Source organism: Candidatus Mycobacterium wuenschmannii, assembly GCF_030252325.1.
Taxonomy (GTDB): domain Bacteria; phylum Actinomycetota; class Actinomycetes; order Mycobacteriales; family Mycobacteriaceae; genus Mycobacterium; species Mycobacterium wuenschmannii.
This window is the reverse complement of record NZ_CP126981.1, coordinates 1,666,920-1,682,039: the sequence shown is the minus strand read 5'-3', so window position 1 is coordinate 1,682,039 and position 15,120 is coordinate 1,666,920. Positions and strand designations below refer to the sequence as shown.

Genomic DNA, 15,120 nt, shown 5'->3' with positions numbered 1-15,120 from the left:
AGTAGCCAGCAATTTAGGCTAGCCTCACATAACCAGGTAGGAGGGTTGACTATTGACGGGCGGGGCCGGGGCTTCCATAGCGGGGAGCCCGAGTGACGTGCGCGCTGAGGTGGCCGAATTGCTTGGCGTCAGCGCCGATTCCGTCGACCCCGCGGGCAATCTCGTCGGCCAGGGCCTCGATTCGATTCGGATGATGTCGCTCGCCGGCAAGTGGCGTCGGCGCGGGGTGGACGTCGACTTCGCCGCGCTGGCCGCCGATCCCACCGTCGAGGCGTGGTCGCTGCTCGTCGGGGCGGGTTCGGACGCGGCACCGCCCACCGATGCGGCGGAACCGTTCGACGCAGGCGAGGCATTCCCGTTGGCGCCCATGCAGCACGCCATGTGGGTCGGTCGTCACGAGAGTCAACCACTCGGCGGCGTGGCCGGCCACCTATATGTCGAATTCGACGGCGGCGCAACCGATCCCGAACGGCTTCGGCGGGCAGCCGCTGCACTGGCGCTGCGCCATCCGATGCTGCGGGTCCAGTTCCTCTCGGACGGCACCCAGCACATCGCGGACACCGAACACGTCGAATTCCCCGTCACCGTCCACGATCTCCGCGACCTGTCCGACGAGACGGTTGCCGAGCGGCTCCTGAGCATCCGGGAAGACAAGTCGCACCAGCAACTCGACGGGCAGGTGTTCGAGTTGACGCTCTCGTTACTGCCCGGCGAGAAGTCGCGACTGCACGTCGATCTGGACATGCAGGCGGCCGACGCGATGAGCTACCGCACCCTGATGACCGATCTGGCGACGCTGTATCGCGGACGGCAACTGGCGGATCTGGGCTACAGCTATCAGCAGTACCGCCACGAGATCGCCCGTCGGGAAGCGGAACCGCGGCCCGCGCACGATGCCGACCGGGACTGGTGGTCGCAGCGCATCCCGGACTTCCCCGATCCCCCCGCCCTACCGTCGACGAACCGAAAAGCGCTGTCACGAAAGAGTACTCGGCGGTGGCAGTGGTTGGACCCGCAAACACGGGACGCCCTGTTCGCCCACGCCCGGTCGCGTGGAGTCACCCCGGCGATGATGTTCGCCGCGGCCTTCTCGCACACCCTGGCGTGCTGGTCGAGCACCTCGCGATTTCTGCTCAACGTGCCGCTGTTCGGCCGCGAGGCGCTGCACCCCGACGTCGACAGCCTGGTCGGCGATTTCACCTCGTCACTGCTGCTCGACGTCGATCTGACCGGCACCGCCGATGCGGTGTCGCGGGCACACACGGTGCAGGACGCGATGCGCACTGCCGCCGCACACGCCGGCTACCCCGGCCTGTCGGTGTTGCGCGACCTGGCTCGCCATCGCGGCACCCCGGTGCTCGCCCCGGTCGTCTTCACCAGTGCGCTCGGGCTCGGCGAACTGTTCGGCAGCGACGTCACCGAGTCGTTCGGAGCCCCCAGCTGGATCATCTCGCAGGGGCCGCAGGTGTCCCTCGATGCGCAGGTGACCGAGTTCGACGGCGGCGTCCTGGTGAATTGGGATGTGCGCGAGGACGTTTTCCCGGCCGGGGTGATCGATGCGATGTTCGCGCATCACGTCGACGAGCTGCAGCGGCTGGCGTCGTCAGGCGATGCCTGGGTGCAACTAGACCCGCCCGCGCTCCCGGCCGACCAACGCGCGGTACGCGACGCGGTCAACGGCCGTACCGCCGCGCCCAGCGGAGAAGCCCTGCACGACGGCTTCTTTCGGCGCGCCGCCGAGCAGCCCGATGCTCCGGCCGTCATCGCCGGCTCCGGCGACCTGACCTACGGGCAGCTGCGCCGCCAGGCACTTGCTGTAGCCGCAGCGTTGCGCGACAACGGAATCGGCGCGGGCGACACGGTCGCGATCATGGGTCCGAAGACCGCCGAACAGATCCCCGCGCTGCTGGGAATCCTCGCGGCGGGCGGCGTGTACCTGCCGATCAGCGTCGACCAGCCGCGCGACCGCGCGGAGCGCATCCTGCGGGCCGGCGAGGTGAAGCTGGCCCTGGTGTGCGGCGGCAAGCCGCTCGCGTTGCCGGTGCCGGCACTGGTCATTGCTGACGTGCTCGCCGACGCGCCCGCCGATCCGCAGTTCGAGCCTGCGACAACCGATCCCGGCGAGCTGGCCTATGTGTTGTTCACCTCGGGTTCGACGGGCGAGCCCAAGGGCGTCGAGGTCGCACACGGCGCGTCGATGAACACCGTGGAATTCATCGGTCGGCACTTCGAGATCGGTCCCGCGGACCGGTGCCTCGCGCTGTCGACGCTCGAAGGCGACATCTCGGTGATGGACGTCTTCGTCACGCTGCGCACCGGCGGCTCGATCGTGGTGGTCGACGAGGCACAGCGGCGCGATCCGGACGCTTGGTCCCGGCTGATCGCCGAGCATCAGGTGACCGTGCTGCACTTCATGCCCGGCTGGCTGGAGATGCTGAGCGAGGTCGGCGCGGGGCGGCTTTCGTCGGTGCGGGTGGTGCCGACGGGGGGTGACTGGGTGCGCCCCGAGGTGGTGCGCCGGTTGCGTGCCGACTCGCCGGGGCTGCGGTTCGCCGGCCTGGGTGGGGCCACCGAGACCGCCACGCACAACACGATTTTCGAGGTCGGCGATCTCGACGAGCTGTCCCCGGAGCTGACCGCGCTGCCGTTCGGCACCCCGCTGACCAACAACGTCTGCCGGGTGGTGAACGACCGCGGCGGGGACTGCCCGGACTGGGTCGCCGGCGAGTTGTGGATCAGCGGCCGCGGGATTGCGCGCGGGTATCGTGGGCGACCGGATCTCACCGCCGAGCGATTCGTCGAGCACGACGGCCAGACCTGGTATCGCACCGGCGATCTGGTCAGGTACTGGCCGGACGGCGTCCTGGAGTTCGTCGGGCGCGCCGACCACCGGGTCAAGATCAGCGGCTATCGCGTCGAGATCGGCGAGGTCGAGGTGGCGCTGCGGCAGATCCCCGGCGTGGCGACGGCGGTCGCGGCCCTGGTGACCGCGACGGGCGGCGGCGAGGTGCTCGCGGCGGCCATTCATGCCGACGGTTCAGAGCTGACCGCCGACGCGGTGCGGACCGCGATGTCGAACCTCGTTCCCGCGCACATGATTCCGCAGCATCTGTCGTTCGTGGACGCCGTGCCGTACACGGTGGCCGGCAAGATCGACCGACGGATCGTCGCGGGTCGACTCGCAACCGCGGTCGCGGAAGCCACGGCGCCCCAGCACCGGGCGCCGGCGACTCCGGTGGAGGCCGCGGTCGCGGTGATCGTGGGCGATGTGCTGAAGACCGACGGGGTCGGTGTGGACGACGACTTCTTCGCCTTGGGCGGCGACTCGGTGCTTGCGACGCAAGCCGTTGCGCGCGTTCGGTCCTGGCTGGACACCCCGGACATCATCGTCGCCGACATCTTCGCCACCCGGACGGTGGCGGCGCTGGCCGATCTGCTCGGCCGTCGTGAATCCGAACCCGGCCGACTCGAGCAGGTCGCCGAACTATATTTGGAAGTCGTCGGCATGGACGCCGGACGGGTGGTGGCAGCGATCGCCGGAGATGAAGCCCTGCAATGATTTTCGATAACCTGACGTCGGTTCAGAAAAAGGAATTCCCGTCCTGGGTCAAGCGGTTCACCGGGCGGGCTGCCGGGGGTCGCGGTGCCACCGTGGTGTTCCCACACGCGGGGGGCGCAGCCACCGGCTACCGCAAGCTCGCGACCGCACTGGCCGCCGGCGGTGGCGACACCTACATCGTCCAGTACCCACAGCGCGCCGAGCGCCTCACCGAACCCGCCGCCGAAACCGTTCAGGATCTGGCCCGCAGCCTGTTCGTCGCCGGACCCTGGCGCCAGGAGGCGCCGCTGCGACTGTTCGGCCACAGCATGGGCGCCGTGGTGGCCTTCGAATTCGCCAGGGTCGCCGAATCCCGCGGCGCCGCAGTGCAGAAGCTGTGGGCGTCCGCGGCGCCTGCCCCCTGTGCGGTCGAAGCGAAGCCTGATCTTCCGACCAGCCACGACGATCTGCTGGTAGACATGACCGACTTCGGCGGTACCGACGCCGAACTGCTCGCCGACCCGGAGTTCGCCGAGTTGCTGGTGACCGCGATGCGCGCCGACTACGCGGCGATCAATCGCTACACCTGTGGTTCCGACATCCAGATCGCCGCCGACATCTCCGCGCTGGGCGCGTACGGCGACCCGCGTGTCGCCGCCGACGAACTGGAACTCTGGGAGAGCCACACCTCGGGCGCGTTCGACATCGACTGGTTCGACGGCGGACATTTCTACCTCGACGACCACATCGACGACATCGCGGCACGGGTGAATGCCGATGGCTGAAGACCCGATCGTCATCGTCGGGATGGCGCTGGAAGCGCCCGGCGGAATCGATACCGCGGCCGGCTTCTGGGACCTGCTGTCGCAGGGCCGTGAGGCGCTAACCCCGTTTCCCGTCGACCGCGGGTGGTCGGTACGCGAACTGTTCGCCGGCTCTCGGCGCAGCGGTTTCAAGGAGATCCACGACCGCGGTGGATTCCTCAGCGCGGCAACGATGTTCGACCCGGAGTTCTTCGGGATCTCGCCCCGTGAGGCGGTCGCAATGGACCCGCAGCAGCGAGTTGCGCTGCGGGTGTCGTGGCGAGCGCTCGAAAACAGCGGCATCAATCCCGACGACATGGCCGGGCACGACCTGGGGTGCTACCTCGGTGCGTCGGCCACCGGGTACGGCCCACAGATGGCCGAATTCTCCGAATACAGTGGCCATCTGTTGGCGGGCACCGCCCTCAGCGTGATCTCGGGCCGGATCGCCTACACGCTGGGATCGACGGGCCCGGCGGTGACCATCGACTCGTCCTGCGCGTCGGCGCTGGTGGCGTTCCACGCCGCCGTCCGGGCGTTGCAGAACGGCGACTGCGACCTTGCGTTGGCGGGCGGGGTCAACGTATTGGGCTCGCCCGGCTTCTTCGTCGAGTTCTCCAAGCAGCACGCGCTGTCCGACGACGGGCATTGCCGCGCCTACAGCGCGCAGGCCAGCGGGACCGTCTGGGCCGAAGGCGCCGCCGTCTTTGTGCTGCAACGTAAGTCGGCCGCCCGCCGCGATGGCCGGCCGATTCTCGCCGAAATCCTCGGCAGCGCGATCAACCACGACGGCCGCAGCGCCGGGTTGAGCGCGCCCAGCTGCGCGGCCCAGGTCAGCCTGTTCCGCCGCGCCATCGCCGAGGCGGGCATCCGTCCCGACGACGTCGGGATGGTGGAGGGCCACGGCACCGGCACCCGGCTGGGCGATCGCACCGAATTGCAGTCGCTGGCCCAGACGTACGGCGACACCGAACCCGAGCGCGGTGCCCTGCTGGGGTCGGTCAAGTCGAACCTCGGTCACGCACTGGCGGCCAGCGGCGCGCTCGGCCTGGCCAAGATCCTGGTGTCCGCCGAGAACGGAGCGATCCCGGCGACCCTGCACGCCGCCGATGCCAGCCCCGAGATCGACTGGGAGAAACAGGGTTTGCGGCTCGCCACGACGCTCACGCCCTGGCCGTCCGTTGACGGCCAACGCGTCGCCGCGACGTCGGCATTCGGGATCGCCGGCACCAACGCGCACGTCATCGTCTCGCTGCCCGAGGTCGCGTGATGCTGGCCCAACCATTGCCTGACGGCCGCGTCCCGATACTGCTCTCGGCGCATGACGAGCGGCTGATCGGCCAGGACGCCTGGGCAATACTCGATTTCGTCGACCGGCTCGATGCCGACCGTGACCCGACCGTTGAAGTCGCCGCCACCGTGCAACGGTTGCGGCGCGTGCGCCGGCATCGTGCCGTCGTGCGGGCCGCGGATCGCGCCGAGCTGGTTGCGGCGCTGGCGGCGCTGGCGCACGACGAGGAGCATCCGCTGGTGGCTCGCTCGTCGAAAAGCGTTACGCCGTCTGCCGCATTCGTGTTTCCCGGTCAGGGCAACCAATGGCAGTCGATGGGAGTGGAGGCCTACGGCCGGCTCGCCGCATACCGCGCCGAAGCGGACCGGTGCGCGGAGGCGTTCGTCGCCGCCGGATACCCGTCGCCGCTGCCATACCTGCAGGGCGATGCGGAGCGGGACTGGTCGCGCGTCGAGATCCAGGGGGCGCAGTTCACCCACGCGGTGAGCCTGGCGGCGCAATGGAAGTTCAGCGGCGTGTTGCCGGCGATCACGGTCGGGCACAGTCTCGGCGAGATCGCGGCTGCCTATGTGGCCGAGAAGATTTCGCTGGCCGACGCCGCGGCGCTGGTCGGTGCCCGCGCCACCGTGGTGGGCCGATTGACCGGTCACTACGCGATGGTGGTGCTCGGCCTCGCTGTCGACGACGCGCAGGCACTGATCGGCGAGACGCCGGGTTGGCTGGAGGTCTCGGCGGTCAACGGGCCGTCGGCGACAGTGGTGTCGGGTGACCATGACGCGGTCGTCGCGGTCACCGCGTCGGCGCAGGCAGGTGGCGTCTTCGCGCAGAAGCTCATCGTGGACTACCCCGGGCACACCAGCGCCCTGCGGCCGCTGGGCGAGGAACTGGCCGCGCTGCAACCCCGCTCGGCCTTCGTCGATGGACCGATGGCGTTCATCGGCTCGGCCATCGGAGCCGAGGTCGGCAGCGACGTCGACTTCTCGCAGTACTGGTACGAAAGTCTCTGCAGTACAGTGCGATTCGACCGTGCTGTGGTTGCCGCCCAGAAATGCGGAGCCGATGCGTTCATCGAGATGTCGGCGCACCCCTCGCTGTTGTATCCGCTCAACGACCTGGTCGTCGACGACTCCGCGGTGATTCTCGGATCGGGTCACCGCGACGGTTCGATCGTCGACGTGTTGTCCGGCAACATCGCCGCCGCCGCGGTCGCCGACCCGCACTACCCCTGGGCGGCAGCGCTTCCCGCGGACACCCGAGCGCCGGTGCGCGGATTCCCGAACGCTCCCATGCGGGCGGTACACCTGTGGGCCGCACCCGAACCGATGACCACCACCCTCGTCGAGACGGCCAACCCACTGACCGTGGCCATCGAAGACTGGCAACCCGCCGACGCCTCGACGCCCGCCGCACCGACGCGATGCGCCATTGCGATCGTCGGCGACGACGGGGGACACCTGAGCGCGGCCGCTTCGGCGCATCGCGGATACGAGGTGGTGTCGCCGACCGAAGCGGAAATCGTTGCGGTGCTGGCACCTACCCTCGACGCACTCGACGCGACCGAGGCCGTCGCGCAGATCGCCGGCCGCAGTGACGTAGGCCTGCCGGACTACACGGCGATCATCGGCCCGCGCTGCCGGGCCGTGTGGCTGCTCACGGCAGCCGGCGAGCACGTGCTGCCCGGCGACCCGGCGGCCCGCCCGGCGCAGGCGGCGCTGGCCGCGATGCACCGCAGCGTCGCCTTCGAATTCGGCGACCAGACGTTCGGCACCCTTGACCTGCCGGCCGGTGAGATCGATGTCCACATCGCCGTCGCGGCCCTGGACGTGCTGCTCGGCGATGCCGGTGTGCTGGCACTGCGCGGCAGCGAACCGCTGCCTTTCGTCCGGACGTTGCGGGAGACCCGCGAGCCCGCGACGGCCCGGGGGCTGGATGCCGCCGCCCTGGAGAACGTGGTGATCACCGGGGGCAGCGGAGCCATCGGGTTGCGCTACGCGCAACACTGCATCGAACGCGGGGCGCGCCGGGTAATTCTGTTGAGTCGCAACGGAATAGCGCCCGATGTGCTCGAGGGACTGATCGGCCGGCACCACGTCGAGGTGCACGCGCCGCGATGCGACATCACCGACCGGGTAGCGGTCGGCGCGGTCGCGGCCGAATACGCCGGGGCGGGTGCATCACTGTTGATCCACACCGCGGGGATCGCGTCGGCCTCGCTGCGCGACGAACTCACCGGGCCGGACGTGGCCGCGGTGTGTGCGGCCAAAGTCGCCGGCCTGGCGGCGATGGCCGATGGGTGGCCGCTGCAACCGGAATGCCGGATCCTGGCGTGCTCGTCGGTGTTCGGCGTTTGGGGTGGGCATGGTCATGCCGCCTACGCGGCCTCGAACCGGATTCTCGACGTGTTGGCCGCGCAACTGCGCGCAACGGGGTTGGACTGCACGGCGATCCGCTGGGGTCTGTGGCAGGACGCCGGGGTGGTCGAGGCGGCGGAGATCGCCCGCACCGAACGCTCCGGGCTGATCGCCATGCGACCGGAGGCGGCGGTGACCGCCAGCCTGGGCCGGTTCGACGGCGACCCACTGATTTTCGACGCAGACCTCGACCGGCTACGGGTGTTCTTCGAGAGCCAGGGCATCCCGATTCCGTTCGCTGTGCCTTCGGACGTCGATGACACCGTGCAGCGCAACGGCGTTGACGCCCGGCCTCTGGTCGAGGTGGTCTGCACCGAGCTTGCGGCAACTCTGCATCTGGGCGATTCGGAGTCGATCGACGCGACGGCGTCGCTGATCGACCTCGGGCTGGATTCACTGCTGGCACTCGACCTGCGCCGTCGGCTGCGCCGGACGGTGGGCCACTCGGCTCCGGTGGCGCGGATGCTCGGCGGGATCACCGTCAACGAACTGATCGACGTCCTGGGCGCAACTGACGGCCAGGACATGGGGAAGGTTGGAATCCACGCGTGACTGACACGACCGACTTGGGCACGCTGGACGCGCAGCGCCTGGAGTTGTTGCGCCGCAAGATCGCAGAGCGTGGCTTGGCGCGACCGGACGTCGCCCAACCCGCGGAGCAGCGACCGACGTTGTCCGACGGTCAGCGCCGGATGTGGTTCGTGCAGTCGGTGGATCCGGGCGGTGCGCTGCTCAACATCTGTGTGTCGTACCGCGTCAGCGGCAAGGTCGACGTCGAGCGTCTGCATCGGGCCGTCGACGCCGTGGCCATCCGCCATCCGGTGTTGCGCACCACGTACCGGACCGACGGCGAGGGTGACCCGCACCCGGTGGTGAACGACGAGCTGCGGCCGGCCTGGGCCGAGCACGACGTGTCCGGGCTGGCGGAGCAGGCCCGCAATCTCCGGTTGGAAGTGTTGGCGCAGCGGCAGTTTCGTCAGCCGTTCGACCTGACCGAGGATTCGCCGCTGCGCATCGAGGTCGCCAGGCTCGGCGACGACGACCTGATGCTGCTGTTCACCGCGCACCACATCGCGTGGGACGACGGCTCCTGGGCGCCGTTCTTCACCGACCTGACGCAGGCTTACATCGAGGACGGCGCCGCTCCGGTCGCAGCGGTGCCGTCCGCCGCGGGCGACCCGATGTCCAGTAGCGAGGACGACCTGGCCTACTGGCGCTCGCTGATGACGGATCTGCCTGAGCCACTGGAGCTTCCCGGTCCTAACGGTTCGGTGGTGCCGAGCACCCTGCGCGCCCAGCGGGCCACCGCATCGCTGTCGGCGGAGACAGTCGAACGCGTCGCCGCGCTCGCCCGGGAGACCGGCGCCACCCCCTACATGGTCCTGATGGCGGCATTCGGCGCGCTGGTGCACCGATACACCCATGCCTCCGATTTCCTGGTCGCCACCCCGGTGCTCAATCGTGCTGCCGGAAGCGAGAATTCGATCGGCTATTTCGGCAATACGCTGGTGACCCGGATGCGGCCCGAGCCGCGTCAGACGTTCCGTGAGTTGCTCGCGGCGACCCGGGACAGCGCCGTCGGCGCGATGGCCCATTCGCGGGTCGACCTGGAATGGTTGGTGCGCGCGTCGAATCCCGATCGCCGGCACGGGGCCGAGCGGATGACGCGGGTCAGCTTCGGATTGCGCGAACCCGACGGCGGCGGCTTCAGCCCGCCCGGCGTCCGCTGCGAACGTGCCGAACTCCGCGGGCATGTCAGCCAGCTGCCACTCGGCTTCATGATCGAACTTGACGGCTCCGGCGCGATCGTCGAGGCCGAATATCTGGTCGAGGTGCTCGATCGCCCGCTCGTGGATCAATTGCTCCGGCACTACGGCGTGCTGCTGGAACACGCGCTCGCCGACCCCGACACCACGTTGTCGGAGTGCGTGCTGATGAGCGACGCGGACACCGACTGGCTGAGAGACGTATCCAACGGCGAGGACTTCAGCACCCCGGCCAGCACGTTGCCGGAGTTGGTCGCGGCTCGGGCGGCGTTGACCCCGGACGCCGTCGCGGTGGTCTACGAAGGTCGGCAGTACAGCTATCGCGAGATCGAGCACGAGGCAAACCGGCTGGCGCACTGGCTGATCGACCAGGGCATCGGCACCGAGGACCGGGTGGCGGTGTTGCTCGACAAGTCGCCGGAGCTGGTCATCACCGCGCTGGGTGTCCTCAAGGCCGGCGGTGTCTACCTACCCGTCGACCCCACCTATCCCGAAGACCGGTTGACCTTCATTCTCGACGATGCCCAGGCGAAACTCGTTCTGCGCGAACCGGTCACCGACCTCTCTGACTATCCGGTCTCCGCGCCCACCGCGTTGCTGCGGACGCTGCGTCCGATCAATACCGCCTACCTGATCTACACCTCGGGCTCGACCGGTCTGCCCAAGGGTGTGCCCGTGCCGCATGCGCCGGTTGCCGAGTACTTCGTCTGGTTCGGCAACGAGTATCAGGTCGATGCGGCCGACCGGCTGCTGCAGGTTGCCTCACCCAGCTTCGACGTGTCGATCGGCGAGATCTTCGGAACACTGATCTGTGGTGCGCGCCTGGTGATTCCGCGGCCGGACGGCTTGCGCGACATCGGCTACTTGACCGAATTGCTGCGCAGCGAGGGCATCACCGCGATGCACTTCGTCCCGTCGCTGCTCGGACTGTTCCTGTCGCTGCCCGGCGTCAACCAGTGGCGCACGCTGCGCCGGGTGCCGATCGGCGGTGAGCCACTGCCCGGCGAGATCGCGGACAAGTTCCACGCGACTTTCGACGCGATGCTGCACAACTTCTACGGCCCCACCGAGACCGTCATCAACGCGAGCAGCTACCCGGTGGAGGGGGCCCAAGGCACCCGCGTGGTGCCGATCGGCCGACCCAAGATCAACACGCAACTGCACCTGCTCGACGACGCATTGCAGCCCGTCCCGGTCGGCGTGATCGGTGAGATCTACATCGGTGGAACGCATGTCGCACGCGGCTACCACCGCAGGCCCGGCTTGACCGCCGAACGCTTCGTGGCCGACCCGTTCGTTCCCGGTGCCCGGCTGTACCGATCGGGCGATCTGGCGCGACGCAACGCCGACGGCGACATCGAGTTCGTCGGCCGCGCCGACGAACAGGTGAAGATCCGCGGATTCCGCATCGAACTGGGCGAGGTGGCCGCGGCGATCTCCGTCGACCCCAGCGTGGGGCAGGCCGTTGTCGTGGCCTCCGACCTACCGCAGTTGGGTAAGAGCCTGGTCGGCTACATCACGCCCGTTGACGGCGGCGACCTGGACACCGTCGACCTGGATCGGATCCGCGCCCGCGTGGCCGCCGCGCTGCCGGAGTACATGGTTCCGGCCGGTTACGTCGCGATTGACGAGATCCCGATCACGGCTCACGGCAAGATCGACCGTTCCGCGCTGCCCGAGCCGGAGATCGAGGCGAGGGCGCAGTATCGCGAGCCGTCGACCGCCAGTGAAAGGCGCATTGCCGCACTGTTTTCCGATCTTCTCGGGCATCAGAAGGTGGGCGTCGACGACTCGTTCTTCGATCTCGGCGGCCACTCGCTGGTCGCCACGAAGCTCGTCACCGCCATCCGCTCGGAGTGCGGCGTCGAATTGGGTGTCCGAGACATCTTCGAACTCGGCACCGTCGGTGCATTGGCCGAACGCGTCGACGATCTGAGTTCGGGTGCGCGCGCCCAATCGCGGCCCAAGCTGGTCGCCACCACCCATGACGAACCGCTGCCGCTTTCGGCTTCGCAGCTGCGGAGCTGGTTCGCCTTCCGCGTCGACGGGCCGAGCCCGGTCAACAACATCCCGTTCGCCGCCCGGCTGAGCGGACCGTGGGATATCGACGCGCTGACCGCTGCGGTCGGCGATGTCGTTGCGCGACACGAGATCCTGCGCACGACCTACGTGGACGACGACGGAATCCCGTACCAGGTGGTGAATCCGGTCGCCGAACTCGCGGTGCGGCGCGCCGCGGGTGATGGCGCGCAGTGGCTCGAGGAGCAACTGGAGACCGAACGTCGGCACTGTTTCGAACTGGACCGCGAGTGGCCGATCCGGGTCGCTGTGCTGGACAACGATGGTGCCCACGTCCTGTCGCTCGTGGTGCACCATATTGCCTCCGACCACTGGTCGGCCGGGGTGCTGTTCGCCGACGTGATGACCGCCTACCGCGCGCGCCGCGACGGCGAAACTCCATCATGGGCGCCGTTGCGCGTGCAGTACGCGGATTACGCCGCCTGGCAGCGGGATTTCCTGGGTGCTCCGGGCGGTCAGGAGTCCGCGGTCGCCGCAGAGCAGCGCGACTACTGGACGAGTCAGTTGGCAGGGCTGCCCGAGGACAGCGGCCTGCGGCCCGACTTCCCGCGTCCGCCCCTGCCGACCGGCGACGGCGATTCGGTGACGTTCAGCATCGACGCCGCCACCCGCACCAAGCTTTCGGAGCGGTGCCGCGAACTGGGCGTCACCGAGTTCATGGCCCTGCAGGCCGCGGTGGCGGTCGTGTTGCACAAAGCCGGCAGCGGCGTCGACGTCCCGCTGGGCACGCCGGTCGCCGGTCGCACCGAAGCCGAGCTGGATCAGTTGATCGGGTTCTTCGTCAATATTCTCGTGCTGCGCAACGACTTACGGGGTAACCCCACCTTGCGTGAGGTTCTGGGCCGAGCGCGGGAGACCGCCCTGGCCGCGTACGCTCACCAGGATCTTCCATTCGACCGTGTGGTCGACAGCGTCAGCCCGGTGCGATCGCTGTCGCGCAACCCGCTGTTCCAGGTGGTTATCCACGTTCGCGACCACCTACCGGCCACCCGAGTCATCGAGTCGGGGCAGGGCGGCGAGCACGACACTGTCTGCACGTCACTGGATCCCGTGTTCGACATGGCACACGCCGATCTGAGTGTCAATTTCTTCGGCACCGACGGATCCGACGATGTCGGTTACAACGGCAACTTGATCTTCCGCACCGAGCTCTATCAGCGTGCCACCATCGAACGGTTGGCCGGTTGGCTCACGCGAGTCGTCACCGAGTTTGCCGACGACATCGACCAGAGTTTGCGTGATGTGGTGCTCGGCGACACCGACGAGCAGCAGCGCATCCTGACGCAGTGGAGCCGTGGCGACCAACCGCCGGCCGACCGGCCACGTACCGTGCCGGAGCTACTCGAAGCGAGTCGCGGCGCGGGTACCGTTGCGGTGCGCTGTGCCGGGCGTAATCTGGATTATGCTGCGTTGCATCATCATTCGGATAACCTGGCGGCGCTTCTGATCGACCGCGGTGTGCGGCCGGGCTCCTTCGTCGGGTTGTCGACCCGGCGCGGCATCGAGATGGTGGTGGCTCTGGTGGCCATCGTGAAAGCCGGTGCCGCCTATTTCCCGATCGACCCCGGCTATCCGTTGGCGCGTAAGCAGTTCATGCTCGACGACGTGCAGCCCCCGGTCGTCATCGCGACCGTCGAGGCGCTCGACACCATGCCGGACGACCACGAAGCCGCGGTCGTACTACTCGACGACGCAGAGGTGCGGGCGGCGATCGAGGGATCGGAGCCTCCTGCCGTCCGCCCAACCCTGCCGCGTTCCGACGACCCGTTGTATCTGGTCTTCACCTCGGGTTCGACCGGAAAGCCCAAGGGCGCGATCGGTACTCAGCGGGCGATGGCGGCGCGGATCGACTGGCAGCTGCGGCATTATCCGCCGCGCACCGACGACATCAGGCTCTCGCAGGCGTCGATGACATTTCTCGAAGGCGGCATGGAGCTGCTCGCCGGTCTGGCGGCCGGCGCCACCATGATCCTTGCCGACGACACCGAGCACCGGGACGCGGAAGCGCTTGGCGCACTGATGATCCGCGAGTCGGTCAAACAGATCACCGCGGTGCCCAGCCTGGTCTCGGCGCTGGTGGACAGCGCACCGGACTCGGTGCGGTCGCTGGCCCGGTTGGTGTGTGGTGGCGAGCCGGTGAGTATGTCGTTGCTGCAAAGGCTGACAGCCGTGTGCGCCGAAGCCGGCGATGCGGGCCCGCAGTTGCTCAACAACATCGGCTCGACCGAGACCTCCGGCGCGGTGTCGCGTGGACCGCTGGGACTGCCGACCCCGCTGGTCGGATCGCCGGTGGCTGGGGCGCAGGCCTACCTGCTCGACGATGCGCTGCGGCCGGTGCCGGTCGGCGTGGTGGGTGAGTTGTACTACGCCGGTGACCAATTGGCCCGCGGGTATTGGAAGAGGTCCGCGCTGACCTCGACTCGATTCATCGCCAATCCCTTTGCCGCCGAACCCGGCAGCCGGCTGTACCGCAGCGGCGACCTGGCCCGGTGGACCCACGACGGGCAGTTGGAGTTCGCCGGGCGCGCCGATCATCAGGTGCAGGTGCGGGGCTTCCGCGTCGAGCTCGCCGAGGTGGAGGCCGCGCTGGCGGCCGCCGAAGGGGTTGCCGCCGCGGCTGCCAGGACATGGGAGATTCACGACGGCACCAGCTTGGCGGGATACGTTGTGCCGCAACAACCGGTCGATGACGAGGCTGCGTTCGCGGCGGCGGTGCGCGCCTCGATCGGCGCCACGCTGCCGGGATATATGGTGCCGTCGACGCTGACCGTGCTCGATGCGCTACCGAAGACCGAGTCCGGCAAGCTGAACCGGCCGGGCCTGCCGCGGCCGGCGGTCAGCACCAGCGGCCACACCGAGCCGACGCAGACCGACACCGAACACGCCCTGGCCGCGGTGTTCGCCGAGCTGCTGTCCACGTCCGAGGTCGGGCGATTCGACGACTTTTTCGCGCTCGGTGGGGACAGCATCCTGTCCGTCCAATTGGCCTCGCGGGCAAGGGCGGCGGGGTTGCCGATCAACCCCCGGATGATTTTCGAGAATCCGACCGTGCAGCAACTGGCCGCCGCGGTCGACGCACTCGGAACCGACGGCGGTGACGGCTCGGCCGGCGACGCCCCCGAAACTCGATTCGAGCCGATGGCGGCCTCGGGTCTGTCGTCGACCGACTTGGCCGCGGTGACGCAGCTGTGGTCGAAGTCGCGGGACGGCACGACGTGACCACCACGGACAC

At 68.7% G+C, this 15,120-nt stretch carries 5 protein-coding genes; all 5 read left to right on the top strand.

The features are described 5' to 3' along the window. Positions 1 to 76 precede the first annotated feature (76 nt). Genes PT015_RS08120 through PT015_RS08100 form a run of 5 tightly spaced genes read left to right on the top strand, consistent with a single transcriptional unit; the run spans position 77 to position 15,107 of the window. The gene (locus PT015_RS08120; RefSeq protein ID WP_285190993.1) at positions 77 to 3,559 is read left to right on the top strand and encodes a non-ribosomal peptide synthetase; all 3,483 of its coding nucleotides are present in this window, start codon (positions 77 to 79) and stop codon (positions 3,557 to 3,559) included. After that, positions 3,556 to 4,323 (top strand): thioesterase II family protein, encoded by a 768-nt coding sequence (locus tag PT015_RS08115; RefSeq protein ID WP_285190120.1) that lies wholly within the window; start codon positions 3,556 to 3,558, stop codon positions 4,321 to 4,323. Before PT015_RS08120 ends, PT015_RS08115 begins: the two co-directional genes overlap by 4 nt. Continuing rightward, entirely contained in the window at positions 4,310 to 5,611 is a 1,302-nt protein-coding gene (locus tag PT015_RS08110; protein ID WP_390887951.1) for a beta-ketoacyl [acyl carrier protein] synthase domain-containing protein, read from the top strand. The genes PT015_RS08115 and PT015_RS08110 overlap by 14 nt, the downstream gene beginning before the upstream one ends. After that, the gene (mbtD, locus tag PT015_RS08105; RefSeq protein WP_285190118.1) at positions 5,611 to 8,595 is read left to right on the top strand and encodes a mycobactin polyketide synthase MbtD; all 2,985 of its coding nucleotides are present in this window, start codon (positions 5,611 to 5,613) and stop codon (positions 8,593 to 8,595) included. The genes PT015_RS08110 and mbtD overlap by 1 nt, the downstream gene beginning before the upstream one ends. Beyond that, positions 8,592 to 15,107 carry a non-ribosomal peptide synthetase gene (locus tag PT015_RS08100; RefSeq protein ID WP_285190117.1) on the top strand — a complete coding sequence of 2,172 codons (6,516 nt, stop codon included), beginning with the start codon at positions 8,592 to 8,594 and terminating at the stop codon, positions 15,105 to 15,107. The genes mbtD and PT015_RS08100 overlap by 4 nt, the downstream gene beginning before the upstream one ends. The last annotated feature ends 13 nt before the right edge of the window (positions 15,108 to 15,120 follow it).